This is a genomic window from Pseudomonas sp. FSL W5-0203, assembly GCF_001896155.1.
In the GTDB taxonomy this organism is placed as follows: Bacteria; Pseudomonadota; Gammaproteobacteria; order Pseudomonadales; family Pseudomonadaceae; genus Aquipseudomonas; species Aquipseudomonas paracarnis.
Window position 1 is genome coordinate 82,285 of sequence record NZ_MPOR01000012.1, and the last position, 23,516, is coordinate 105,800.

Here is a 23,516-nt window from a genome sequence, read left to right on the forward strand (position 1 = left end):
AGCCCATATTGAGGTTTTACCGTGTCTGGAACCCGCCTGAGTCTTGCCTTGTTGCTTGCCATCAGCAGCCTTTCCGCGCAGGCTCGTGACTATGCCTACAGCGACGCGCACCTGCATTACGTGGATTTCTTTCAGGAGAGCGCCGGCATGGACAAGCTGCTCAAGGCCATGGCGGACAACCGCATTGAGCACGTCATGATTTCCGGGATTCCCGTGGCCAAGAAATGGCACGAAGACGAGCCCAAGCGTCCGCGCTATTACGCCGGTGACGACGCCGATGCTTATTGGTACAGCGCCACGGATGTGATCGTCGCGGCGGCAGTGAATAAACTTTCTCCTGCGCAACGCCAGCACTTTCACCCGTTCCTCGCCGGTTTCAATCCCAACGACAAGAACTCCGCCGCCCACATCCAGCGCATGCTCGACCTCAACCCTGGGCTGTGGCAGGGCATCGGTGAAGTGTTTACCCGCCATGATGACCTCACCGCGCTGACTTCCGGCGACACGCCGCGTGCCAATAACGAAGCCATGACGCGCATCTACCACCTGGCGGCCGAAAACGACCTGCCGGTGATGCTGCATTCCAACATTACCTCCAAACGTGAGCGCAACCCACTGTACCTGGCGGAAGTCGAGCAGCCGTTACGCAACCACCCGCACACGCGTTTTATCTGGGCCCATGCCGGTACCAGCAAGGAAATCCACCGTCATCAGGTGCAGATGGACTTTTTGTTGCCTACCCTGACGCGCCTGCTTGAGGCGTACCCCAACCTGTATATCGACCTGTCCTGGAGCATGCTCACACCCTATCTGCTGGATGACGCCGGCAAGCCACGGCCGCAATGGGTTGCGCTGGTGGAGCGCTTCCCGGATCGCTTCATGCTCGGCTCCGATGTTGTGGGGCGCTTCAATAAGTTGGGCAAAGAGATGCGCCGTTTCGATCCTTTCCTCGATGCGTTGCCCGAAGACGTTGCCCACAAGGTTGCGCGCGACAACTTCCTGGCCATCCTGCCCAAGCCGCATCGCGATGGCGACGCGCGTTGATATCGCGTTTTGATCTTATGCTCATGACCTCAGGTGCCGATAACGTCCAAGAGACCCGCTGCAGGTGGATGCAGTACTTTTGGAAGGAACCCTGGCATGAATATCCGCAGTTTGAATATCGCCCCTCGCGCCGGCCTGGGCTTTGGTGTGCTGGCGTTGATGGTGTTCGTCTTGGGCGGCTTTGCCCTGTTGCAGATGGCCAATATGCGCCAGCAGTCGGACCAGGTGGAGACCAACTGGCTGCCCAGCGTGATGGCGGTGGGGGAGATGAACCAGGATGTGTTGCGCATTCGGGCGCTGACGTTGCGCTTGCTGGTCAACCGCGACCCCCAGGCGGTTGCGCAGAACGAGCAGAAAATCGCCGAGATCAAAACCGGTTTGCACCACGCTGAAGGCGTGTACGAGGCATTGATCGTCTTGCCTGAGGAGCGGGTGCTGTTTGATCGCTTCAAGGTCGAGGAGCAGCAGTACCTGCAACGCCAGGAGCAAGTGGTGGGCTTATCCAAGGCCAATCGGCTGGAGGAGGCCATTGCGGTGGTCAATGGCGAAATGAATCAGATGGCCGACCAGATGGCCGTGACGCTGCGTGAGTTGGTCAATCTGAACAAGTCCAGCGCCAACGAGGCCGCCCGGCTGGCACAGCAGGTGTTCAGCCAGTCGCGGGTCTGGGTGATGGTCATGATTGGCGTCACGGCGTTGATCACGATTGGCCTGGCGGTGTGGCTGACACGCAGCATCGTGCTGCCGTTGGCACAGTCGTTGAAAGTGGCCCAGGGCGTTGCCAGTGGCGACTTGACGGGCGACATCAGGCTCAGTGGCAGCGACGAGCCAGCGCGCTTGCAACAGGCGCTCAAGCGTATGCAGGAGAGCTTGCGCGACACTATCCGGCGCATATCAGAATCATCGAACCAATTGGCGTCGGCTTCCGAAGAGCTCAGTTGCGTCACCGAGGATGCGACCCGTGGCTTGCACCAGCAGAACCAGGAAATCGAACAGGCGGCCACGGCCGTCAATCAGATGACGGTGGCGGTGGAGGAGGTGGCGAGCAATGCCGTGGCCACGTCCCAGGCGTCTCGCGAATCCGACCGTATTGCCCAGCAAGGGCGTGAACAGGTGCAGCAGACGGTGGTCTCGATTGAAGCCCTCGCCACCGATGTGACCGCCAATGTGACCCAGGTCGAAGCGCTGGCGCTAAAGGTCTATGGCATCAGCACAGTGCTGGATGTGATTCGCTCGATTGCCGAGCAAACCAACTTGCTGGCACTGAACGCGGCGATTGAAGCGGCGCGAGCAGGGGATGCCGGGCGCGGGTTTGCGGTGGTAGCCGATGAGGTGCGGGCCTTGGCTCATCGCACACAACAGTCGACCCAGGAAATCGAGCAGATGATCAGCGGGATTCAGCAGGGCACCGACCAGGCTGTCAGCTCGATGCAACAGAGCAACACACGGGCGCGCTCCACACTGGAGATCGCCAAATCGGCGGGCATGGCCCTGGAAGAGATTGCCTCGGCATTCACCTTGATCAACGAACGCAACCTGGTGATTGCCAGTGCCTCGGAGCAGCAGGCGGCGGTGGCGCGGGAGGTGGATCGTAACCTGATGAATATCCGCGACCTGGCACATCAGACCTCTACCGGCGCTAATCAGACCAGCGCAGCGAGCCAGGAGTTGTCGCGGTTGGCGGTGGATCTGAATTCGATGGTGGCGCGGTTTTCGGTGTAGGGCGGGGAACCGGGTTGGCCCAATCGCAGGCAAGCCAGCTCCCACACTGGACCGCGTTTCTTCAAGGTGAGCACGGTCGAATGTGGGAGCTGGCTTGCCTGCGATGAAGGCGACGCGGTTTCAAATCAAACGCAAAAAAAAGCCCCGAACCAGTCGGGGCTTTTTCATGTGATCAACCTGCGGGGCTTACTTGCCCTGCCAGCGCTTGAGTACCAAGGTGGCATTGGTGCCACCAAAACCAAAGCTGTTGCTCATCACGGTGTCGATCTTGGCGTTTTCAACGGTCTTGGTCAGGATCGGCATATCGGCCACAACCGGATCAATCTCGTCGATGTTGGCCGAGCCGGCCATGAAGTTGCCTTCCATCATCAGCAGGCAATAGATCGCTTCGTGAACGCCAGCGGCGCCCAGGGAGTGACCCGACAGGCTCTTGGTGGAGCTGATTTTTGGAGCCTTGTCGCCAAATACCGCACGCACGCCTTCCATTTCCTTGGCATCGCCGACCGGGGTCGAGGTGCCGTGGGTGTTCAGGTAGTCGATTGGGGTGTCGACGGTGGACATTGCCATCTGCATGCAGCGGATGGCGCCTTCACCGCTTGGCGCAACCATGTCGTAGCCGTCGGACGTCGCGCCATAGCCAACGATTTCCGCGTAGATCTTCGCGCCACGGGCCAGGGCGTGTTCCAGCTCCTCGACCACCACCATGCCACCACCGCCGGCGATGACGAAACCGTCACGCTTGGCGTCGTAAGCGCGGGAGGCTTTTTCTGGGGTTTCGTTGTACTGGGTGGACAATGCACCCATGGCGTCGAACAGGAACGACTGGCTCCAATGCTCTTCTTCACCGCCGCCGGCAAATACGATGTCCTGCTTGCCCAGTTGGATCTGCTCAACGGCAGTCCCGATGCAGTGGGCGCTGGTGGCGCATGCGGAGGAGATCGAGTAGTTCACGCCCTTGATCTGGAATGGCGTAGCCAGGCAAGCGGAAACGGTGCTGCCCATGGTCCGCGTGACACGGTAAGGGCCGACGCGCTTCACGCCTTTTTCGCGCAGGATATCCAGCGCTTCCATCTGGTTGAGGGTCGATGCGCCGCCGGAGCCGGCGATCAGGCCGGTGCGTACGTTCGAAACCTGGTCTTCGCTCAAGCCGGAGTCCGCGATCGCGTCTTTCATGGCCAGGTAGGCGTAGGCGGCAGCGTGGCCGACGAAGCGATAGATCTTGCGATCGATCAGTTCTTCGAGGGGCAGGTCAATGGAGCCGGAAACCTGGCTACGCAGACCCATTTCGGCATATTCCGGGTTGAAGCGGATGCCAGGGCGACTTGCACGCAGGTTAGCGGTGACGGTCTCTTTGTCATTGCCCAGGCAAGAAACGATGCCCAGACCAGTGATAACGACGCGGCGCATGCGGATAACCCTTAAAAGTTGTCAGTGGAAGTAAATACGCCGACCCGAAGGCCTTCGGCAGTATAGATCTCGCGACCGTCGACAGTCACCGAACCGTCGGCGATGGCCAGGTTCAGCTTGCCCTTGAGGACGCGCTTGATTTGAATGTTGTAGGTGACTTTCTTGGCGCTCGGCAGTACCTGGCCAAAGAACTTCACTTCGCCCGAACCCAGGGCGCGACCGCGGCCCGGCAGGCCTTGCCAGCCCAGGTAGAAACCGACCAGCTGCCACATGGCATCAAGGCCCAGGCAGCCTGGCATCACAGGGTCGCCTTCGAAGTGGCAAGCGAAGAACCACAGGTCAGGGGTGATATCCAGCTCGGCGACCAATTCACCTTTGCCGTACTTGCCACCCTCTTCGCTGATATGGGTGATGCGATCCACCATCAGCATGTTCGGGGCGGGCAGTTGCGCGTTACCTGGGCCGAACAGCTCACCGCGACTGCAGCGCAGCAGGTCTTCCCGAGTAAAGGCGTTTTGTTTGGTCATGCGAGCTCCTCAATAATCCCATGCGGCTGGGTTGGGCAAATCTTCCCGAACCGAATGAAGCGTTCATGCCTCATAGCGGCAGCCTACACATAGACTATTGCGTTGTAGTGAAAGTCACAGCGGCAAGGCACTGAATGTACACTTGTTCACTGAAATTTTAAACCGGGCCTGTTTATCAGCCCGTTCGGGTGCCTAAGACTGCCCCACTTTCGTCTTTCACGCCAGTCGCAGTTGGCTGATGGCGCGGCGCTATTGCACCCAGCGCTGCAGGATTTGCTGCAAATCCGTGCGTTTGAACGGCTTGGCCAGGTAATCGTTCATTCCGGCTGCCAGGCAGGCTTCGCGATCGCCCTGCAAGGCGTTGGCCGTCAGGGCGATGATCGGCAGATCGGCGCAGCCGGGCAGTTGGCGAATCTGCCGCGTGGCCTCGTAGCCATCAATCAGGGGCAGGCGGCAATCCATCAGGATGGCGGTGAAAATCAAGCTCTCGGCGCTGCGGATCGCCTCGGCGCCGTCCGTGGCCAGGCTGACTTCGAAGCCCAGGCTGCGCAGCATCGCTTCGACCACGGTGCGGTTGACCGGGTTGTCCTCCACCAACAGTACGTGGCGCCCATCGCCCGCGCTGGCTTTGCCAAGCGCATCAGGAGCGGCGACCGGCACATGCTGCTGGTCAATGGCCAGCGGAATCTCCAAGGTGAACACTGAGCCTCGACCTTCTTCGCTCTGGGCGCGCAAGGTGCCGCCCATACGTTCGGCCAGGGTGCGCGCAATCGGCAGGCCCAGGCCCGTGCCACCGTAACGCCTGGAAATGGAGCTGTCGGCCTGCTGGAAGGCATCGAACATCAAATCCAGGCGTTCGGCAGAAATACCGATGCCGCTGTCGCGCACGGTGCAGGTGAACCACAGCAACTCATGGTCCAGGGTTTGCCAGTGGGGCTCGACGGTCACGCTGCCATGTTCGGTAAATTTCAATGCATTGCCGATCAGGTTCACCAGAATCTGACGGATCCGCGTCGGGTCGCCGCGCACCCGCAGGGCTTCCAGGCCCATGGGGATGGGCAACTCCAGGCTCAGCCCGCGCTGTTGGGCACTGTGCTGGAACGCTTGGGCGCAGCTGCTGATCAGGTCCGCCAGGTTGAACGGAATATGCTCCAGCTCCAGTGCGGCGCGTTCAATGCGTGAGAAGTCGAGGATGTCATTGATCACCTTGAGCAAGTGCTCGGTAGACTCCGAAGCCAGCGCCGCATACTCGGTCTGCTCCTCGGTCATCTCGGTGGTTTCCAGCAGTTGCAGCATGCCCAGCACGCCATTCATGGGCGTGCGCAGTTCATGGCTCATCATCGCCAGGAAATCCGACTTGGCGTTGTTCGCCCGCTCGGCTTCTTCACGGGTCTGGATCAACTGGGCCATGGCTTGTTGCTGCTCGCGACTGGCCTGGTGAAGGCCCTCGGCCAGGTTGTTGATATGCCGCGAGAGGTCGCCCAGTTCCGAGTCATCGACGATGGGCAGTGGCGTCTTGTAATCGCCTTGCTGGATGGCCTTGACCGCATGCCCCATGGCGCTGATCGGCTTTGACAGGCTCGCCGACAAGCGCCGCGCCAGCAGGAAGGTAAACAGCAGGGCGAACAAGGCCAGGATCCCGGCCTTGAACAGGATCTCCTGCTGGCGCTGGCTGAACGCATCATTGGACATGCCCACGATCACCCGCCCCAGGTAGTCCGCGCGGGGGGCCTTGGGTTCGTTGAGGTTGTCCTGGAAAAAGTCATTGTTGAGCTGGATGTGTTGCAGGCGGATCGGTGCCTGGAACACCTTCACCGACAGCGAGCGATCATGTCGCTCGGACGGCTGCTCCACGTACACCAGGATGTTCTCGGCGCTGTCCTGGATCTCCAGGAAGCGTACATGGGGCGTGGCCAGGGTTGCACGCAGCAGGGATTCAAGCACGTCGTTGTTGCCGGAAATCACGCCGTACTCAGTGGCGGGCGCCAGCTGGTTGGCGATCAATTGACCGGTGTGGTCCAGTTCCTGGCGCAAATCCTGGATGCGCACAAAGGTGAAGAAGGTGATGAGCAGCAGGGTCAACAGCAGCGCGGGGCCCAGGGTAATGAGCTGGGTGCGGGTGTTGATATCCCAACGACGACGCAAGGTCATGGACGTTGTTCTCCTTCGGCCAAGCGGGCGGCAACGGCGACTTCATCGACCTGTTCGATGCCCAGTGAGCGTGCGACTTGCGGGTTGCCCACGACTTTGAAGTGTTCAGGGTAGAGCGTGTGCGGCCAATTGGCCGGCGGCTGGTCCAGCAGATGGTCCAGCACGGCGAGCCAGTCGGCCTGATCGCTGTAGGTGCTGGCCAGGCTGCCGGCCCGCACAAAGCCGGCATTGGGCCCCACCAACGGCAGTTGTCGGGCGTAACTGCTCAGCAACAGGTTTTTTACGGTTTTGGGGTTGTACAGGTTCGGATCGTCCAGGCCCAGTAGCACGTCGCTGTTCTTGAACAGGTTTTGCAACGGGCGGCTGTCACTGGTGTTGTCCCAGAGCTGGGGCACGATTTCCAGGCCGATGGGCTTGGCGGCCTGCATCAGTTCGCGCAGCAGGAACTCACTGCCGGCATCGTAAAGCACGCCAACGCGCTGGGCCTGGGGCAGGATATGGGCGATCAGGCGCAACTGACGCTCCAGCGGCGGGTCGCTCCAGAGCAGGCTGATTTTCGCCGGGTGCGTGTTGCCCAGGCGTTGCCGGGCCTGGAGGCGGCTGATGCGCAACACCAGAGCGGGCGGCCCCTGGGCATCCTGCAGGCGCCAGTCGAGGCCGGGCAGGTCGAGGAGGATCAAACGGGTGCTGGCGGGCAAGTCCCTGGGCGCCGGCAACTCGTTGAGGGGGGTAAAGCTGACCTGGTCGTTGGGGCGCTGTTGGGCAAGTGCCTGAGTAAAGGCGCGCACACCGGCACCGTCCTCGGCGGCCGTGAGCAGGATGCTGGCACTCCAGGCCGGCGCTGCCAGCAGCAGGCACGCCAGCAGCAGGCCGCGGCGCCACAATCGTGAAACCAGGAGGCGTGTCATCCGTGACTGATCGGCCATGTCAGAAGTCCAGCTCGGCGCTGAAGTAGAGAACGTGGCGATGGTCGTAGTTGTTGTCCGCCCAGGTGGTGGGTTGGTTATCCAGGCGTTGTTGCAACATGCCCGCCAGCTCCACGTTGGTTTTGCCTACGGCAATGCGCTTGGCCACCCGCAGGTCGACCCGCTGGAAGCGATATTGGTTGAGTGCGTCGTCGCCATAGTAGAACAAGGCGCTGGACCACCCCTGGCCCCATTCACGCAGCCAACCGGCCGAGCCGCTGTTACGCGCGGTTTGCGCTTTGTCCAGCGGGTTGCTGGAGGTGGCGTCTACATAAGCATAGGTCAGGCGCAGGCGGTCGGCGCTACTCACGCGCCAGTCGAACTGTGACTCGGCACCGGTGAAGCGCGAGCTGTTGGCGTTACTGGCGATGTACTGGTTGTTGCGCAGCGGCGAGCTGATCATGTCGGTGATTTCGTCATAGAACAGCTTCACGTCGACATTCAGCCCCAGCTCGGCAAAGAAGCCGTTGTAGCCCAGCTCGCGTGAGCGCATCAACTCTTTGTCGAGGTTGCCGGGGCCGCGCGTCACGACAAAATATTGCCCGGCGTTTTGCCCGTAGGTCGGGGAGCTGAGATTGGTGACACGGTAGCTCCAGTTGACGTTGTTCTCGAACATGTCCGGCGAGCGGATCGCCTCGGAGTAAACCGCGCGCAAGCCGTGGCGGGGGTTGATCAGGTAATTGACCGCCACACGCGGCGTCAGCGAGTTGCCGCTCAGGTGCGTGTCTTCGTACATGGCGCCACCTTGCAGTAGCCAGTGTTCGCTGGCGCGCCATTCCAGATGCCCGAACAGACGCCAGGTGGTGTCGTCCAGGGTGCCATTGAAGTAGGTCTCGGAGTCGGCGCGGTCGTAGCGGTAATTCATGCCGCTGACCAGGCGCAGGCTGTCGGAGAGGCTGAGCGTGTCCTGAATCTCCACGTCGTAGCGGCTTTCACGGGCGCTCTGGTCGATATCGCCGCACACGCTCTGGTTGGCGCCGTTGCGCCACTGGCCCAGCACCTGATTGGCCAAGGCCTGTTCGGCGGCGCTGCCGGGTGGTGCGGAGCCTTGGCTGTAGGTGTCCATGTGCCGCGCCAGCTGTTCGGCATAGTTGGGGTTGAGCTGCCATAGCTGGGTCAGCTCCGGGCTGAACGAGACCTTGGCGTCACAGGCTTTCCAGATTTGCTTGCGGTCCCATTGCTGTGCCGAACCTTGGATATACAGGCTGTGGTCGGGGTTGAAGTCGAAGTTCCAGCGCAGGGAGCCCGCATAGTCTTTGGCGGTGGCGTCGGAATTGCTACCGCCTTCGGTAATCCCGGCAAACACCGGGGTGTAGGTATAAGGGCGCTGGTTCGTGCCTTCCTTGACGTTCAGTTGCCAATCGAGGCTTTGTTGCCCATTCAAGGTCTGGCTCACCGCCAGGCTGAAACGGTTGAGACGGCGCCCGTCACGGCGGTCGGCGCCGGCTGCGTCGCTGTCAAAACCATCGTCCTGTTGCCCGGACAGGGACAAGCGCAAATCGCCGGTCTCCCAGCCCACACCCTGGCTGGCATAGAAGTCATTGATGCCACGTTCGCCACGGACCACCTTTATCCGTGAACCCTGGCTGTTGGCCGGCGAGCGGGTGAGGATATTCACCACCGCCATCAGTGCATTGGCGCCGTAGCTGACGGTGTTGGGGCCGCGAAAGACCTCGATGCGCTCGATATCCTCCATGGCCACCGGGATATCGCTCCAGTCCACCGTGGCCAGGCCAGCGCGGTAGACCGAGCGCCCGTCGATCAACACCTGCATGCGCCGGGCATCACTGGCGCTGGTGCCGTGGTAGTTCACCGAGGCCTGGTTGCCGCTGGTGTAGCCGACCATCATCCCGGGAACCAGCCGCAGCAGTTCCGAGATGTCCCGGGCACCACTGGCCTTGATCAGCTCGCTGTCGATCACCGTCATGCTGCCGGGCACGGCGGCGGCCGATTGCTTGAGGCGCGTGGCGGTCAAGACCTGGGGCAGCGGCTGGCTGTCGAGGAACAGGTCGTCGGCCTGTGCGCAGGTAGCGCACACCAGCATCAATAACAGTGATGAGCGAGGAGGAGGGCCTAGATACACGGCACGGCCTTGTTAATTGCGGATAGCCGACCATGTTAACCGAGGCGCGGCTATTTGCCAGTCGTCGGACTTGCATTTACTTCGCACACCCGTGGCATTTTCTGACAAAACCGCGAATTGATAGGGGGGCTGGCCGCAAGCCGGGCGCCCCGTATAATGCCGCCATCGCCACTGGTATGGATTAACGGATTGCATATGACTGAACAGCGCCCTATTGCGGTCCTGGGAGGCGGAAGTTTTGGTACCGCCGTGGCTAACCTGCTGGCCGAGAACGGCCACGCGGTGCGTCAGTGGATGCGCGACCCCGAGCAGGCCGAAGCCATTCGCGTGCATCGCGAAAACCCCCGTTACCTTAAAGGTATCAAGATTCATCCTGCCGTCGAACCGGTGACCGACCTGCTGGACACCCTCACGGCTTGCGACCTGTGCTTCGTCGCGCTGCCTTCCAGCGCCTTGCGTTCGGTATTGGCGCCCCACGCCGAACGCCTGGCTGGCAAGTTGTTGGTCAGCCTGACCAAGGGCATCGAAGCCCACACCTTCAAGTTGATGAGTGAAATCCTCACCGAAATCGCCCCTCAGGCGCGCATTGGCGTGCTGTCCGGGCCAAACCTTGCGCGGGAAGTCGCCGAGCACGCGTTGACCGCCACCGTGGTCGCCAGTGAAGACGAGGCCTTGTGCGAGCGCGTCCAGGCGGTGCTGCATGGCCGTACTTTCCGGGTCTACGCCAGCGCTGATCGCTTCGGCGTCGAATTGGGCGGCGCCTTGAAAAACGTCTACGCGATCATCGCCGGCATGGCCGTGGCCCTGGGCATGGGCGAAAACACCAAGAGCATGCTGATCACCCGTGCCCTGGCCGAGATGACGCGTTTTGCGGTGAACCAGGGCGCCAACCCCATGACCTTCCTCGGCCTGGCGGGCGTGGGTGACTTGATCGTCACCTGCTCATCGCCTAAAAGCCGCAACTATCAGGTTGGATTTGCCCTGGGCCAAGGGCTGAGCCTGGAGGAGGCGGTGACGCGCCTGGGTGAAGTGGCCGAAGGGGTCAACACCCTCAAGGTTTTGAAGGCCAAGGCCCAGGAAGTGGGCGTGTACATGCCGCTGGTCGCCGGGCTGCACGCGATCCTGTTCGAAGGGCGCACCTTGAACCAGGTCATCGAGTTACTGATGCGGGCCGAGCCCAAGACCGATGTCGACTTCATTTCCACCAGTGGTTTTAACTGAGGAGCGCGTCATGAACGATCCCAAAGCTGCCCCCCCATACGAGTCGATTGTCTTGCGCATCCTGTGGATGCTGGTGTTTGCGCTGGTGTGGCAGGTGGCGCAATTCCTGCTCGGCGCGTTGGTGGTGGTGCAATTGATTTACCGGCTGGTCTACGGAGCGCCGAACCTGGGCCTGATGAACTTTGGCGACAGCCTCAGCCAGTTCCTGGCGCAGATTGGCCGCTTCGGCAGCTTCCACACCGAGCAAAAGCCCTGGCCGTTCGCCGATTGGCCAACCCCACGTGCGCCCGAAGGCGAAGCGGCCCACAGCGTACCGCCGGCACCGCACCCGGTGCGTGATGAAGAGCCGAAGCTATGAAGGTATGGATTCTGCGTCACGGTGAAGCTGAAGGGCACGCACCCACGGACGCCGAGCGCAACCTTACCGAGCATGGGCGTGCCGAAGTCTTGCGCAGTGCTGCGCACCTGATTGGCCAGCCCTTGGGCGCCATCATTGCCAGCCCTTATGTAAGGGCGCAACAGACGGCGCAGTTGGTGCGCGATGTGCTGGGGTTTCAGCCCGAAATCCGTACTGTGCCGTGGCTGACGCCCGATGGGGATGTTCAGCGAGTGCTGGAGAAACTCGACAGCGATGACGACGTGCTGTTGGTCAGCCACCAACCGCTGGTGGGCAGCCTGATCAGTTTTTTGCAGCATGGGCATCAGCGTCAGCCACAGCCGATGTACACGGCCAGCCTGGCGGAGCTTGAGGGTGATTTTCCATTGGCGGGGTTGATGAGTCTGGTGGGTGTGAAGAATCCCTAGGCATCGTGCGACGCTGTGGCGAGGGCGCTTGCCTGCGCGACAGCCTGCCGCCGACGCCTATCTCGCTGACACCCCGCAATCCAAATGTGGGAGCTGGCTTGCCTGCGATGACGGCTTGACAGCCGACGCCTATCTACATGACACCCCGCAATCCAAATGTGGGAGCTGGCTTGCCTGCGATGACGACCTGACAGGCGACACCGTTATACCGAGTACATATCCATTCCTGCGGTAACGGCCACTTAGAGTTCCGCCCTGACTTTTGGAAAAGGACCCGGAATTCCGGCCAGCGTGGTTCGACGGGGCGCCTGAGATCAAGATCAAGAGCAGATCAAGAGCGGCTCGCTTCGCATCGTGGTTAGCGACAAGCCATTTCCTTTACCTGTGCTATACCGTCAACCAAGCAAGTGCTTGGTCGGCTGTATCTCGGATCACAAAGGAGCGCGTCCCATGCCTGTCGCTTTTCGTTTGCCGTTGCAGGTCTTCTTCGAGCGTGAAGCGCGGCACCCGCGCAAAGTCTTCCTCGTTCAGCCCATCGGCGGCGGTGAGGTGCAGGCCCTCACCTGGGGCGATGTCGGCCACCAGGTCCGTTGCGCTGCGCACTGGCTGCGCGCGCGGGAGTTGCCCCAGGGTTCGCACATTGCCTTGATTTCAAAAAACTGCGCCCACTGGATCATCGCCGACCTGGCGATCTGGATGGCCGGGCATGTGTCGGTGCCGCTTTATCCCAACCTCACCGCGGACTCAGTCGCCCATGTGCTGACTCACTCGCAGGCGCGGTTGGCGCTGATCGGCAAGCTTGATGATTGGTCGGCGATGGCGCCTGGCATCCCTGCGGGTGTCCCGACTATCAGCCTGCCGCTGTGTCCTGACGGGGCTTTCGATTTCAACTGGGCGAACCTGCAAGCCTGCTCGCCGATTCAGGACAACCCGCTACCGGATGCCGACAGCCTGGCTACCATCATCTACACCTCCGGCACGACCGGCCTGCCCAAAGGGGTGATGCACAGTTTCGGCGCCTTGGGGTGTGCTGCCACGCGCGGTACTGAGTTGTTTGGCCTGGGAGAGGATGACCGGTTGCTGTCGTACCTGCCGCTGTGCCATGTGGCGGAGCGAATGTTTGTGGAAATGGCGTCGATCTATACCGGGCAAACCGTTTTTTTTGCTGGGAGCCTGGAGACCTTCCTGACCGATTTGCGCAGGGCGCGGCCGACGGCCTTGTTTGGCGTGCCGCGCATCTGGACCAAATTCCAACTGGGCGTCTACGCCAAAATCCCGGAAAAAAGGCTCGATATGCTGTTAAGCCTGCCTTTTATCGGCAAGCGCGTCGGCCATAAAGTCCTCGCCGGTCTGGGGCTGGATGCGCTGCGTATCGCTCTTTCCGGCGCGGCGCCGGTGCCCGAGGCGTTGCTGCGTTGGTATCAGCGCCTGGGCCTGGATGTGCTGGAGGTGTATGGCATGACCGAAAACTGCGGCTATTCCCATGTGTGTCGCCCAGGTGGGCAAACGCTTGGTTGGATCGGCCAGCCCTGCCCAGGCGTGCAAGTGCGTATCGACCCGTCAGGCGAAGTGCAGGTACACAGTGGCGCGACCATGTTGGGCTACTTCAAGGACCCGCAGAAAACCGCGGATACGCTCACCGCAGATGGCTTCCTGCGCACGGGTGACAAGGGCGAGCAGGACGCGGACGGTCGCCTGCGCCTGACCGGACGCCTCAAGGAAATTTTCAAGACCAGCAAAGGCAAATACGTGGCCCCGGCGCCGATTGAAAACCGCCTGGCCGAACATGCACGTATTGAACAGGTGTGTGTGGTCGGCGAGGGGCTCAGCGCGCCGATAGGGCTGTGCGTCTTGTCGGCACCCGGCGAGGACCGCCAAGCCCTCGGCAGTGGTCTTGAACGCTGGCTGGCACAGGTGAACGCGGGCCTGGACAAGCACGAACGCATGGGGCAATTGGTGGTGGTGAAAGACCACTGGGCGGTGGAAAACGGTTTTCTCACGCCGACCTTGAAGATCAAACGCAACGTGATCGAGTCGACGTACGGGCCACAATTGCAAGCATGGAGCGCGCGCGCCGAAACCGTTCTGTGGCAGGATTAGGGTCGTAATAAAACCAACAAGGACAACCGTATGAGCCTGTGGCGTACCCAACCGAATATCGAACACCTCAACGCGATCCAGAAAAACACCATCGGTGAAATGCTGGATATTCGTTTCGAAAGCTTCGACGACGAATCCCTTACCGCCAGTATGGTGGTCGACCACCGCACCCATCAGCCCTACGGCCTGCTGCACGGCGGGGCCTCGGTGGTGCTGGCCGAAAGTGTCGGCTCCATGGCCGCCTACTTGTGCATTGATGCAAGCAAGTTCTATTGCGTGGGCCTGGAGGTCAACGCCAACCATCTGCGCGGTGTGCGCAGCGGTCGGGTGACGGCGGTGGCCAAGGCTATTCATATCGGGCGCACTACCCAAGTGTGGGACATCCGTTTGAGCAGCGACGAGGGCAAGGCCAGTTGTGTCTCGCGCCTGACCATGGCCGTGGTGCCGCTGGGTGAACAACCGCCGGCGCGATAGGCGTGGCGTGAGTGTCATCATTCCTGGCAGTTACAGTCATTGCTGTAGAGGCCGGGCATGGTGACAATCCCCCTCTGTTTTTGTTGATGGAACCTGTATGTCGCAGCACGTGTTTTTTACCCACGCCAATGGCTTCCCTTCGGCCACTTACGGCAAGCTGTTTGCCGCCCTGGCCCCGGAATATGCGGTGGCACATCTGCCGCAGCACGGTCACGACCCCAGGTTCCCGGTGGATGATAACTGGCAGAACCTGGTGGACGAACTGATCCACCATCTGGAGCAGCAGCCAGAACCGGTATGGGGCGTGGGCCATTCCCTGGGAGGCGTGCTGCATTTGCACGCGGCCATGCGCTGCCCGCACCTGTACCGGGGCGTGGTGATGCTGGATTCGCCGGTGCTCACCCGCGCAGACCGCTGGGTGATCCGCGCTGCCAAGCGCTTTGGTTTTATCGACCGCCTCACCCCGGCTGGGCGCACGCTTGGCCGGCGCGAAGAATTCACCGACCTGGACACCGCGCGCAGCTATTTCGCCGGCAAGACCCTGTTCCGTGGCTTTGACCCCGATTGCTTTGACGCGTACCTGCAACATGGTCTGCAGCAAGTGGGCGATCGCCTGCGCCTGCGGTTCGACCCAGCCACCGAAATCAGCATCTATCGCGGCGTGCCCCACACCAGCCCGGGCCAGGTGCGCCAGTTGAAGGTGCCGCTGGCCGTGGTGCGTGGCCGCCAGAGCCGGGTGGTGATGCGTCACCATGCCAGCGGTGTCGACCGCTTGCCCATGGGCGAAATGCTCACCATGCCCGGGGGCCATATGTTCCCTCTTGAACGCCCCCAGGACACCGCTGCCTTGATCAAAAACCTGTTCGCCCGCTGGCAGGCCCGCGAGCGCAGTTGCGCATGAGTACGCCTGTCGAAGAGGTTCGCCTGAGCTTGCCGCACATCGAATTGGCCGCGCATCTGTTCGGGCCCGAGGATGGGCTGCCGGTGATTGCTTTGCATGGCTGGCTGGACAACGCCAACAGCTTTGCGCGCCTGGCGCCCAAGTTGCACGGGTTGCGCATCGTCGCCCTGGACATGGCGGGGCATGGGCATTCGGCGCACCGCCCGGCTGGCGCCGGTTATGCCTTGTGGGATTACGTCTACGACGTGCTGCAGGTGGCCGAGCAACTGGGCTGGAAACGTTTTGCATTACTTGGCCACTCCCTTGGCGCCATAGTCTCCCTGGTGTTGGCCGGGGCCTTGCCGGAGCGGGTGACACACCTGGGCCTGATCGACGGCGTGATCCCACCGACCGCCAGCGGCGAGAACGCGGCCGAGCGCCTGGGCATGGCGTTGCAGGCGCAATTGAGCCTGCAGGACAAGCGCAAACCCGTCTACAACAGCCTTGATCGGGCCGTTGAGGCGCGGATGAAAGGCGTGGTGGCGGTCAGCCGTGAAGCGGCGCAACTCCTGGCCCAGCGCGGTTTGATGCCGGTGCCGGGCGGTTACACTTGGCGCAGCGATAGCCGCCTGACCCTGGCGTCGCCGATGCGCCTGACCGATGAACAGGCCATGGCTTTCGTGCGAAGGGTAGGGTGCCCTACGCAGTTGGTGGTCGCGGCTGACGGCATGCTGGCGAAACATTCCGGATTGCTTTCTCAGCTACCCTTCACGGTTACCACGCTGCCAGGCGGCCATCATTTACACCTTAATGACGAGCCCGGTGCAGCTCTTGTTGCAGACTGTTTCAATCGGTTCTTCTCCACGCCTTGACTTGGCGGGGTCAACTGCCGAGGCTGGGCGGATTGAAAGGGAGTCAACCATGAACACACTCGATATCGCTGTGACCACCATTGGCCAGGGCTCGCTGATCCGATGAGCCTGGGTAAAGGATGTATCCGTGCCCTAGGCCTTTGCTGTTTCAGCCCCCTGGTATTTGCCGCCGATCTGCCCGGCAGCCAGGATTTACCGGCGGTAGCCCGTCAGGTTGATGCGCAAATCGTCGATTACCGCCCTGCTGAAGACAAGGAACGCATCTACCCCATGGGCGCAATCCGCAAGATCAGCGGCCAGTTGCGCTACGAAGGCCAGGCCATCGCACGCGGCCCAGCCACTGCCATCACCTATGAACTACCCGCCGAACACAGCTCCAGCGCCGCCTTTACCGCAACACGCGAAGCCTTGCAGGCCAAGGGCGCGCAGTTGTTGTTCTGGTGCAAGGCCCGCGATTGTGGCGAAAGCAGCCTGTGGGCCAACGAGGTGTTTGGTAACGCCAAGCTAGTGGGCGCCGACGGCCAACAGGAGTACCTGCTGCTTCGCCTGGCCGCCCCGCAGGACAATTCCCTGGTCGCGCTGTATGGCATTACCCGCGGTAACCGTCGCGCCTACCTGCATGTGGAGCAACTCGACGCCAGCGCGCCTCTGGGCAACCTGCTGCCCACCTCGGCCACCCTGCTGCGTGAACTCAAAAGCACCGGCGAGCTGGATTTCCCCGCGCTGGGCGCCGAGCCTGATGACACCTGGCTGACCTTGATATCCCGTGCCTTGAACCTCGACACCACCCTGCGCGTGAGCCTGAGCGGGCCGCACACCGAGGCCTGGCGCCAGGCGCTGGTGGAGAAGGGCGTGCGCACCGCCCGTCTGGAAACCGGCGCCGGTGAAACCCAAGGGCTGCATCTGCATCTGATACGCTAAGCATCACACGGGCGAACGGACCCGCGCCGTTCGCCTAAGCTCTCTTCCTACAGCCTTCTTCTCGAGATACCCGATGCTCAATAACGATCGCCTGCTGGTGCAAATCCTGCTGCTGGTGCTGTTTGGTGCCAGCTTCTGGGTCATGGCGCCGTTCTGGTCGGCGCTGTTCTGGGGCGCGGTGCTGGCATTTGCCAGCTGGCCGCTGATGCGTTTGCTCACCCGTTGGCTCGGCGGCCGGGAGTCCCTGGCCGCTGGCATCTTGACGTTGGGCTGGATGTTGCTGGTGGCGGTGCCATTGGTATGGCTGGGGTTCAACCTGGCGGACCATGTGCGTGATGCGGTGGCGCTGATCAAGGACATCCAGGTCGACGGCTTGCCCGAGGCGCCGACCTGGTTGGGGTCGATCCCCTTCGTAGGCGAGCGCCTGGTGGCGACCTGGGACAGCATTGATCAACAAGGCGCGGCGCTGATGGTGAGCATCAAGCCGTACCTGGGCCAGGTCGGCAATTGGTTGTTGGCGCGCAGTGCGCAAATTGGCGGCGGCATTCTCGAGCTGACCCTGAGCCTGGTCTTCGTATTCTTTTTCTACCGTGACGGGCCGCGCCTGGCGATGTTTGTGCACCGCCTGTTGGAGCGCCTGATCGGCGAACGCGCCGGCTATTACATCGAACTGGTGGCTGGCACGGTACAGCGAGTGGTCAATGGTGTGATCGGCACCGCTGCGGCCCAGGCGCTGCTGGCGCTGATCGGCTTTCTGATCGCCGGCGTACCGGGCGCGCTGGTACTGGGTATCGTGACTTTCCTGCTCAGCCTTATTCCCATGGGGCCGCCGCTGGTGTGGATCCCGGCCACGGCGTGGCTGGCGTGGAAGGGCGACTACACCTACGCGGTATTCCTGGGCGTGTGGGGCACGTTCGTGATCAGCGGCGTGGATAACGTGCTCAAGCCGTACCTGATCAGCCGTGGCGGCAACCTGCCGTTGGTGATTGTGTTGTTGGGTGTATTTGGCGGGTTGATAGCGTTCGGCTTTATCGGCCTGTTTATTGGCCCGACGTTGCTGGCGGTGGCCTACAGCCTGTTGACAGACTGGAGCGCGAGCCAGGCGCAAGTGCGTCGTGAAGACAAACCGTGTAACTGATGGGTGTACCTAACTGTGGTACGCCGCGGTACTTGTGGGAGCTGGCTTGCCTGCGATAGCGGTGGGCCAGCCAACACTTCATCGACTGACACTGCGCAATCGCAGGCAAGCCAGCTCCCACGTTTGGATCGCGGCGCGTCAGGTAAATGGGAGTGCTTAAACCCTCGGCAACCACATCACCGCCGTCAACCCACCGCCCGGTGTATCTTCCAGGCTCAGGTGGCCGCCGAGTCGCTCGACGGCCTCCCTGGCAATGGTCATCCCCAAACCGACCCCTCCGGAATTGCGGTTGCGCGACCCTTCCAGGCGAAAGAAAGGCTCGAACACCGCTTCGCGCTTATCGGCGGCGATTCCCGGGCCGTGGTCGATCACCCGGATTACCAACGCACCGCGGCTGTCGGCCAGTTCCACCCGGGCGGTGCCGGCATAGCGCAGGGCGTTATCGATCAAATTGTTCAGGCATGAACGCAGGGCCATCGGCTGTACCTGCAACGGTGTACAGGTGCCGGCAAACTGCACGTCGCGGCCTTGGTCCTGGGCGTTTTCACTCAGGGATTCCACCAACGCCTGTACATCGAGCCAATGCCGTGTCTCGCTGGTGCGCTGTTCGTGCAGGTAGCTCAAGGTGGCATCGAGCATGCCGATCATGTCGTCCAGGTCCTGGCGCATCTGGCCTTGCAGCTTGGGGTCTTCGATTTGTTCCAGGCGCAACTTGAGGCGCGAGAGCGGGGTGCGCAGGTCGTGGGAGACCGCGCCGAGCATGCGTGCGCGCTGGCTGACTTGTTCGCGGATGCGCTTTTGCATCAGGTTGAAGGTCGAGGCCGCTTGGCGTGCTTCGCGAGGGCCGGTTTCCACTAGGGGCGGGCTGTCGAGGTCGACGCTCAGGCGCTCGGCCGCTGCGCTCAGGCGCTGGATCGGCCGGCTCAGCAGTTTGGCGCCGTACCAGGCAGCGATGATCAGCGAGATAAATTGAAATGTCAGGGGCACCACCGGGCCGCCGAACCAGGGGCGAGGCGCTTTGCGCAAGGGCGTGAGGCTGCCATCTGGTTGTTCGACGAAGGCCGCGCGGGGTGGTGGCGGCGGGCCGTAGTGGTGGAACCAGAAGAACGCCAGCACATGGGCCAGCACAATCGCCACCAGCAACAGGCCGAACAGTCGCCCGAACAGCGTGTTGAAGGGCGCGCGCATCAACCGATATCCCGGGCGTCGAACAGGTAACCTTCGCCGCGTACGGTCTTGATCAATTGCGGAGCCTTGGGGTCATCCCCCAGCTTCTGGCGCAGGCGCGACACCAGCAGGTCGATGCTGCGATCAAAGGCCTCGATGGAGCGCCCACGGGCCGCGTCCAGCAGCTGTTCGCGGCTCAGCACACGGCGGGGGCGTTCGATAAACACCCACAACAAACGAAACTCGGCGTTGGACAACGGCACCACCAGGCCATCATCGGCCACCAGCTGGCGCAGCACGCTGTTCAGGCGCCAAGTGTCGAAACGGATATTGGCCCGCTGTTCGGTGCGGTCATCACGCACCCGGCGCAGGATGGTCTGGATACGCGCGACCAACTCCCGCGGCTCGAACGGCTTGGACATATAGTCATCGGCGCCCAGTTCCAGGCCGATAATGCGGTCGGTAGGTTCGCAGCGGGCGGTGAGCATCAAAATCGGAATATCCGACTCGGCGCGTAGCCAGCGGCACAATGTCAGCCCGTCTTCGCCCGGCAGCATCAGGTCGAGCACCACCACATCGAAGGTCTCCGCTTGCATGGCCTGGCGCATGGCGGTGCCGTCGGTGACGCCCGAGGCGAGAATATTGAAGCGTGCCAGGTAGTCGATCAGCAGTTCGCGGATCGGCACGTCGTCGTCGACAATCAGCGCGCGAGTATTCCAGCGCTTGTCTTCGGCGATCACCGCGTCTTTTGGCGCTTCGTTTACAGGGTCGCAAGGGGTATGCATAGCGAGGTCATCTGCCTGAGTGTGGCTGTCAGCATAGGCGCCCAGTTCCAGGGCTGGAAGTGCTGGGCGGACGGTCATGTGCGCGAGGCTAGCCGGGCGGCGTATTGGGGGCGTGTCGTGAATGTATCGGGGTTGAAACAATTGCTCTGAATCGCCGGTATTGGGCGCTTGATCAGTATTTACCGATCATCGGATCCCGCAACGGCGCTGCTTGCGCTACAATCCGCGCCGATTTCGACTTGCCTGAGAGCCCATTCCAATGTCCGTCTGCCAGACTCCTATCATCGTCGCCCTGGATTACCCCACCCGTGACGCCGCACTGAAGCTGGCTGACCAGTTGGACCCCAAGCTTTGCCGGGTCAAGGTCGGCAAGGAACTGTTTACCAGTTGCGCGGCGGAAATCGTCGGCACCCTGCGTGACAAAGGCTTCGAAGTGTTCCTGGACCTGAAATTCCATGACATCCCCAACACCACGGCGATGGCCGTCAAAGCCGCGGCCGAGATGGGCGTGTGGATGGTCAATGTGCACTGCTCCGGTGGCCTGCGCATGATGAGCGCCTGCCGCGAAGTGCTGGAACAGCGCAGCGGCCCAAAACCGTTGTTGATCGGTGTAACCGTGCTCACCAGCATGGAGCGTGAAGACCTGGCAGGTATTGGCCTGGATATCGAGCCGCAGGTTCAGGTGTTGCGCCTGGCAGCCCTGGCGCAGAAAGCCGGCCTCGACGGCCTGGTGTGTTCGGCCCTGGAAGCCCAGGCCTTGAAGAACGCTCACCCGTCGTTGCAACTGGTGACACCGGGTATCCGTCCCACCGGCAGCGCCCAGGATGACCAACGCCGCATCCTGACCCCACGCCAGGCCCTGGATGCGGGCTCGGATTACCTGGTGATTGGCCGTCCGATCAGCCAGGCGGCGGATCCTGCCAAGGCGTTGGCAGCGGTCGTCGCCGAGATCGCCTGATTTTTAGAGTGAGCAAAAATGTGGGAGCTGGCTTGCCTGCGATAGTATCAACTGGGTATCACTTAGAAACCGAGTTGCTTGCATCGCAGGCAAGCCAGCTCCCACATTTGTTTTTGTGTTGTTTCAGCTGACTTTGAGCACCAACTTCCCGAAGTTCTCGCCATTGAACAGCTTCATCAGCGTTTCCGGGAATGTCTCCAGCCCTTCGACAATATCTTCCTTGCTCTTGAGCTTGCCCTGGGCCATCCAGCCGGCCATTTCCTGGCCCGCCGCCGCGAAGTTCGCCGCGTGGTCCATCACCACAAAGCCTTCCATGCGCGCACGATTGACCAGCAATGACAGGTAGTTGGCCGGACCTTTGACCGCTTCCTTGTTGTTGTACTGGCTGATTGCGCCGCAAATCACTACGCGGGCTTTGAGCGCCAGGCGGCTGAGCACGGCGTCGAGAATATCCCCGCCGACGTTATCGAAATACACGTCCACGCCTTTGGGGCACTCGCGCTTGAGGGCGGCGGGCACGTCTTCGTTTTTGTAGTCGATGGCGGCGTCGAAGCCCAGCTCATCCACCAGGAACTTGCACTTTTCGGCGCCACCGGCGATCCCCACCACGCGACAGCCTTTGAGCTTGGCGATCTGCCCGGCGATGCTACCCACGGCACCGGCAGCACCAGAGATCACCACGGTGTCACCGGTTTTCGGTGTGCCGGTGTCCAGCAGGGCAAAGTACGCCGTCATGCCGGTCATGCCCAGGGCGGACAGGTAGCGGGGCAGGGGCGCTAGCTTGGGGTCCACCTTATAGAAACCACGGGGCTCGCCAAGGAAGTAATCCTGCACGCCCAGTGCACCGTTCACGTAGTCCCCCACCGCGAAGTTCGGATGCTTCGAGGCAATCACCTTGCCTACGCCCAGGGCGCGCATCACTTCGCCGATGCCTACTGGTGGGATGTAGGATTTGCCTTCATTCATCCAGCCACGCATGGCCGGGTCGAGGGACAGGTATTCATTGCGCACCAGCACCTGGCCTTCCTGGGGTTCGCCCACCGGTACTTCCTGGTAAGTGAAGGTCTCGCGCGTGGCGGCACCGACCGGGCGTTTGGCGAGCAGAAATTGGCGGTTGGTCTGGGCGGTCATGGCAAGGACTCTTTAGAAATGGAACATGAGTGATAGACCCTCAGTGGCAGAAGGGCAAGGGTGTGCGGCGCAGGCGAATGCCCGGCAATAGGCCTCATTGATAATCAGCCGGTCCGCTTTATCACTGCGATTCATGCAGCGCCAACCGGCCTTCTGATAGTGCTGACGTGCGGCTCCCGGCGTTGGCTAGACTCGCTCCATCGCTACTAACCCCACAGGACAGTTCCCATGAGCATGACGTTTTCCGGCCAGGTCGCCTTGGTGACCGGCGCCGCCGCTGGTATTGGCCGCGCCACCGCGCTGGCATTCGCCGCCGAAGGCTTGAAGGTGGTGGTCGCTGACCTTGATGTGGCGGGAGGTGAGGGCACTGTGGCATTGATCCACCAGGCCGGTGGCGAAGGGATATTTGTGCGCTGCAACGTCACGCTCGACGCGGACGTGCAGCAATTGATGGCACAGACCGTCGCCACCTATGGACGCCTGGACTACGCCTTCAACAACGCCGGCATCGAGATCGAGAAGGGCAAGCTGGCCGACGGCAGTCTTGATGAGTTCGATGCGATCATGGGGGTTAACGTCAAAGGCGTGTGGCTGTGCATGAAGTATCAGCTGCCGTTGCTGTTGGGCCAGGGCGGTGGGGCCATCGTCAACACCGCATCGGTGGCGGGGTTGGGGGCGGCACCGAAGATGAGCATCTATGCGGCGTCCAAGCATGCGGTGATCGGGCTGACGAAGTCGGCGGCCATCGAGTATGCGAAGAAGAAAATCCGCGTGAATGCGGTCTGCCCGGCCGTTATTGATACCGACATGTTTCGCCGCGCCTATGAGGCCGACCCACGCAAGGCTGAGTTTGCCGCCGCCATGCACCCGGTCGGACGCATTGGCAAGGTTGAGGAAATCGCCAGCGCCGTGTTGTACCTGTGCAGTGATGGCGCAGCATTTACCACCGGTCAGGCCCTGGCGGTGGACGGCGGCGCGACAGCGATCTAGGACGGCAGGTCGCGTGGCATTCGAAAACAGAGCCAGGTGCTGTGGGGCGTTTCCATGGCGGGCAGTGGGCTGCGCCCGAATATGTTTCACTAGGTAAATAACCCAATAAAATCAATACTTTAATAAAAGTTGGCGGCCGGTTTTACTGAGCTTCTGTGCTTAACTGTTTTGGGTTA

The 23,516-nt window shown here is 61.6% G+C and carries 21 protein-coding genes and 1 pseudogene; 14 read left to right on the top strand and 8 right to left on the bottom strand.

Annotation, left to right across the window (positions count from 1 at the left end; translation table 11 throughout):
* Nucleotides 1–21 precede the first annotated feature (21 nt).
* From BOP96_RS13560 to BOP96_RS31085, 3 genes and pseudogenes are all read left to right on the top strand, one after another.
* Nucleotides 22–1,044, top strand: a complete 1,023-nt coding sequence (locus BOP96_RS13560; RefSeq protein ID WP_073453061.1) for an amidohydrolase family protein — start codon at nt 22–24, stop codon at nt 1,042–1,044.
* Between the two features lie 96 nt (nt 1,045–1,140).
* A pseudogene (locus BOP96_RS31080) lies at nt 1,141–1,911 on the top strand (MCP four helix bundle domain-containing protein); the annotation flags it as partial.
* Nucleotides 1,903–2,766 carry a methyl-accepting chemotaxis protein gene (locus BOP96_RS31085; RefSeq protein WP_408003995.1) on the top strand — a complete coding sequence of 288 codons (864 nt, stop codon included), beginning with the start codon at nt 1,903–1,905 and terminating at the stop codon, nt 2,764–2,766. The pseudogene BOP96_RS31080 and the gene BOP96_RS31085, both read left to right, overlap by 9 nt.
* A 186-nt stretch (nt 2,767–2,952) precedes the next feature.
* Here BOP96_RS31085 and fabB read toward each other — a convergent pair whose 3' ends face one another.
* From fabB to BOP96_RS13590, 5 genes are all read right to left on the bottom strand, one after another.
* Complete coding sequence (gene fabB, locus BOP96_RS13570) at nt 2,953–4,173, bottom strand: beta-ketoacyl-ACP synthase I (protein ID WP_003190033.1); 1,221 nt, start codon at nt 4,171–4,173, stop codon at nt 2,953–2,955.
* A gap of 11 nt (nt 4,174–4,184) precedes the next feature.
* Nucleotides 4,185–4,700, bottom strand: coding sequence for a 3-hydroxyacyl-[acyl-carrier-protein] dehydratase FabA (gene fabA / locus BOP96_RS13575; protein ID WP_003190035.1), 516 nt, complete (start codon nt 4,698–4,700; stop codon nt 4,185–4,187).
* Nucleotides 4,701–4,949: 249 nt separating this feature from the next.
* Nucleotides 4,950–6,851: an ATP-binding protein gene (locus BOP96_RS13580; protein WP_014717744.1), complete on the bottom strand. Its 1,902-nt coding sequence runs from the start codon at nt 6,849–6,851 to the stop codon at nt 4,950–4,952.
* Complete coding sequence (locus BOP96_RS13585) at nt 6,848–7,777, bottom strand: ABC transporter substrate-binding protein (RefSeq protein WP_014717745.1); 930 nt, start codon at nt 7,775–7,777, stop codon at nt 6,848–6,850. The genes BOP96_RS13580 and BOP96_RS13585 overlap by 4 nt, the downstream gene beginning before the upstream one ends.
* Nucleotide 7,778: 1 nt before the next feature.
* Nucleotides 7,779–9,899 (bottom strand): TonB-dependent receptor plug domain-containing protein, encoded by a 2,121-nt coding sequence (locus BOP96_RS13590; RefSeq protein ID WP_317147082.1) that lies wholly within the window; start codon nt 9,897–9,899, stop codon nt 7,779–7,781.
* Nucleotides 9,900–10,094: 195 nt separating this feature from the next.
* On the opposite strand from BOP96_RS13590, the gene BOP96_RS13595 reads away from it, so the two are divergent.
* The 9 genes from BOP96_RS13595 to BOP96_RS13635 all read left to right on the top strand — a co-directional run bounded on the left by BOP96_RS13595 (nt 10,095) and on the right by BOP96_RS13635 (nt 18,309).
* Entirely contained in the window at nt 10,095–11,120 is a 1,026-nt protein-coding gene (locus tag BOP96_RS13595) for an NAD(P)H-dependent glycerol-3-phosphate dehydrogenase (RefSeq protein WP_014717747.1), read from the top strand.
* 10 nt (nt 11,121–11,130) lie between these two features.
* Complete coding sequence (locus tag BOP96_RS13600; RefSeq protein WP_014717748.1) at nt 11,131–11,478, top strand: DUF4389 domain-containing protein; 348 nt, start codon at nt 11,131–11,133, stop codon at nt 11,476–11,478.
* Complete coding sequence (gene sixA, locus BOP96_RS13605) at nt 11,475–11,924, top strand: phosphohistidine phosphatase SixA (protein ID WP_014717749.1); 450 nt, start codon at nt 11,475–11,477, stop codon at nt 11,922–11,924. Before BOP96_RS13600 ends, sixA begins: the two co-directional genes overlap by 4 nt.
* Before the next feature lie 450 nt (nt 11,925–12,374).
* Nucleotides 12,375–14,024 carry an AMP-binding protein gene (locus BOP96_RS13610; RefSeq protein ID WP_073453065.1) on the top strand — a complete coding sequence of 550 codons (1,650 nt, stop codon included), beginning with the start codon at nt 12,375–12,377 and terminating at the stop codon, nt 14,022–14,024.
* 30 nt (nt 14,025–14,054) lie between these two features.
* Nucleotides 14,055–14,498, top strand: a complete 444-nt coding sequence (locus BOP96_RS13615; protein WP_014717751.1) for a hotdog fold thioesterase — start codon at nt 14,055–14,057, stop codon at nt 14,496–14,498.
* Between the two features lie 97 nt (nt 14,499–14,595).
* A complete protein-coding gene (locus BOP96_RS13620; protein WP_014717752.1) occupies nt 14,596–15,399 on the top strand; it encodes an alpha/beta fold hydrolase in 804 nt (267 codons plus the stop codon).
* Nucleotides 15,396–16,250, top strand: coding sequence for an alpha/beta hydrolase (locus BOP96_RS13625; protein WP_019816698.1), 855 nt, complete (start codon nt 15,396–15,398; stop codon nt 16,248–16,250). The genes BOP96_RS13620 and BOP96_RS13625 overlap by 4 nt, the downstream gene beginning before the upstream one ends.
* Before the next feature lie 102 nt (nt 16,251–16,352).
* On the top strand, nt 16,353–17,171 hold the full coding sequence (locus BOP96_RS13630) for a DUF4892 domain-containing protein (protein ID WP_019816697.1): 819 nt from the start codon (nt 16,353–16,355) through the stop codon (nt 17,169–17,171).
* A 73-nt stretch (nt 17,172–17,244) separates the two neighbouring features.
* Entirely contained in the window at nt 17,245–18,309 is a 1,065-nt protein-coding gene (locus BOP96_RS13635; RefSeq protein WP_003190063.1) for an AI-2E family transporter, read from the top strand.
* 156 nt (nt 18,310–18,465) lie between these two features.
* Here BOP96_RS13635 and BOP96_RS13640 read toward each other — a convergent pair whose 3' ends face one another.
* Nucleotides 18,466–19,497, bottom strand: a complete 1,032-nt coding sequence (locus tag BOP96_RS13640; RefSeq protein ID WP_014717755.1) for a sensor histidine kinase — start codon at nt 19,495–19,497, stop codon at nt 18,466–18,468.
* Nucleotides 19,497–20,261, bottom strand: a complete 765-nt coding sequence (locus BOP96_RS13645; RefSeq protein WP_014717756.1) for a response regulator — start codon at nt 20,259–20,261, stop codon at nt 19,497–19,499. Before BOP96_RS13645 ends, BOP96_RS13640 begins: the two co-directional genes overlap by 1 nt.
* Nucleotides 20,262–20,520: 259 nt before the next feature.
* Between BOP96_RS13645 and pyrF the strand changes: the two genes are divergently transcribed.
* A complete protein-coding gene (gene pyrF, locus BOP96_RS13650) occupies nt 20,521–21,219 on the top strand; it encodes an orotidine-5'-phosphate decarboxylase (RefSeq protein ID WP_003190068.1) in 699 nt (232 codons plus the stop codon).
* Between the two features lie 123 nt (nt 21,220–21,342).
* Here pyrF and BOP96_RS13655 read toward each other — a convergent pair whose 3' ends face one another.
* A complete protein-coding gene (locus BOP96_RS13655; protein WP_073453067.1) occupies nt 21,343–22,350 on the bottom strand; it encodes an NADP-dependent oxidoreductase in 1,008 nt (335 codons plus the stop codon).
* 228 nt (nt 22,351–22,578) lie between these two features.
* Here BOP96_RS13655 and BOP96_RS13660 point away from each other — a divergent pair, with 228 nt between their 5' ends.
* Nucleotides 22,579–23,340, top strand: a complete 762-nt coding sequence (locus BOP96_RS13660) for an SDR family oxidoreductase (RefSeq protein WP_073453069.1) — start codon at nt 22,579–22,581, stop codon at nt 23,338–23,340.
* The last annotated feature ends 176 nt before the right edge of the window (nt 23,341–23,516 follow it).

Coding starts and splice junctions, on each gene's coding strand:
- BOP96_RS13580 (WP_014717744.1), bottom strand. CDS start 6,851: ATGACCTTGCGTCGTCGTTGGGATATCAACACCCGCACCCAGCTCATT.
- BOP96_RS13610 (WP_073453065.1), top strand. CDS start 12,375: ATGCCTGTCGCTTTTCGTTTGCCGTTGCAGGTCTTCTTCGAGCGTGAA.
- BOP96_RS13585 (WP_014717745.1), bottom strand. CDS start 7,777: ATGGCCGATCAGTCACGGATGACACGCCTCCTGGTTTCACGATTGTGG.
- sixA (WP_014717749.1), top strand. CDS start 11,475: ATGAAGGTATGGATTCTGCGTCACGGTGAAGCTGAAGGGCACGCACCC.
- BOP96_RS13640 (WP_014717755.1), bottom strand. CDS start 19,497: ATGCGCGCGCCCTTCAACACGCTGTTCGGGCGACTGTTCGGCCTGTTG.
- BOP96_RS13615 (WP_014717751.1), top strand. CDS start 14,055: ATGAGCCTGTGGCGTACCCAACCGAATATCGAACACCTCAACGCGATC.
- fabB (WP_003190033.1), bottom strand. CDS start 4,173: ATGCGCCGCGTCGTTATCACTGGTCTGGGCATCGTTTCTTGCCTGGGC.
- pyrF (WP_003190068.1), top strand. CDS start 20,521: ATGTCCGTCTGCCAGACTCCTATCATCGTCGCCCTGGATTACCCCACC.
- BOP96_RS13655 (WP_073453067.1), bottom strand. CDS start 22,350: ATGACCGCCCAGACCAACCGCCAATTTCTGCTCGCCAAACGCCCGGTC.
- BOP96_RS31085 (WP_408003995.1), top strand. CDS start 1,903: ATGCAGGAGAGCTTGCGCGACACTATCCGGCGCATATCAGAATCATCG.
- BOP96_RS13620 (WP_014717752.1), top strand. CDS start 14,596: ATGTCGCAGCACGTGTTTTTTACCCACGCCAATGGCTTCCCTTCGGCC.
- BOP96_RS13600 (WP_014717748.1), top strand. CDS start 11,131: ATGAACGATCCCAAAGCTGCCCCCCCATACGAGTCGATTGTCTTGCGC.
- BOP96_RS13635 (WP_003190063.1), top strand. CDS start 17,245: ATGCTCAATAACGATCGCCTGCTGGTGCAAATCCTGCTGCTGGTGCTG.
- fabA (WP_003190035.1), bottom strand. CDS start 4,700: ATGACCAAACAAAACGCCTTTACTCGGGAAGACCTGCTGCGCTGCAGT.
- BOP96_RS13595 (WP_014717747.1), top strand. CDS start 10,095: ATGACTGAACAGCGCCCTATTGCGGTCCTGGGAGGCGGAAGTTTTGGT.
- BOP96_RS13625 (WP_019816698.1), top strand. CDS start 15,396: ATGAGTACGCCTGTCGAAGAGGTTCGCCTGAGCTTGCCGCACATCGAA.
- BOP96_RS13645 (WP_014717756.1), bottom strand. CDS start 20,261: ATGCATACCCCTTGCGACCCTGTAAACGAAGCGCCAAAAGACGCGGTG.
- BOP96_RS13630 (WP_019816697.1), top strand. CDS start 16,353: ATGAGCCTGGGTAAAGGATGTATCCGTGCCCTAGGCCTTTGCTGTTTC.
- BOP96_RS13660 (WP_073453069.1), top strand. CDS start 22,579: ATGAGCATGACGTTTTCCGGCCAGGTCGCCTTGGTGACCGGCGCCGCC.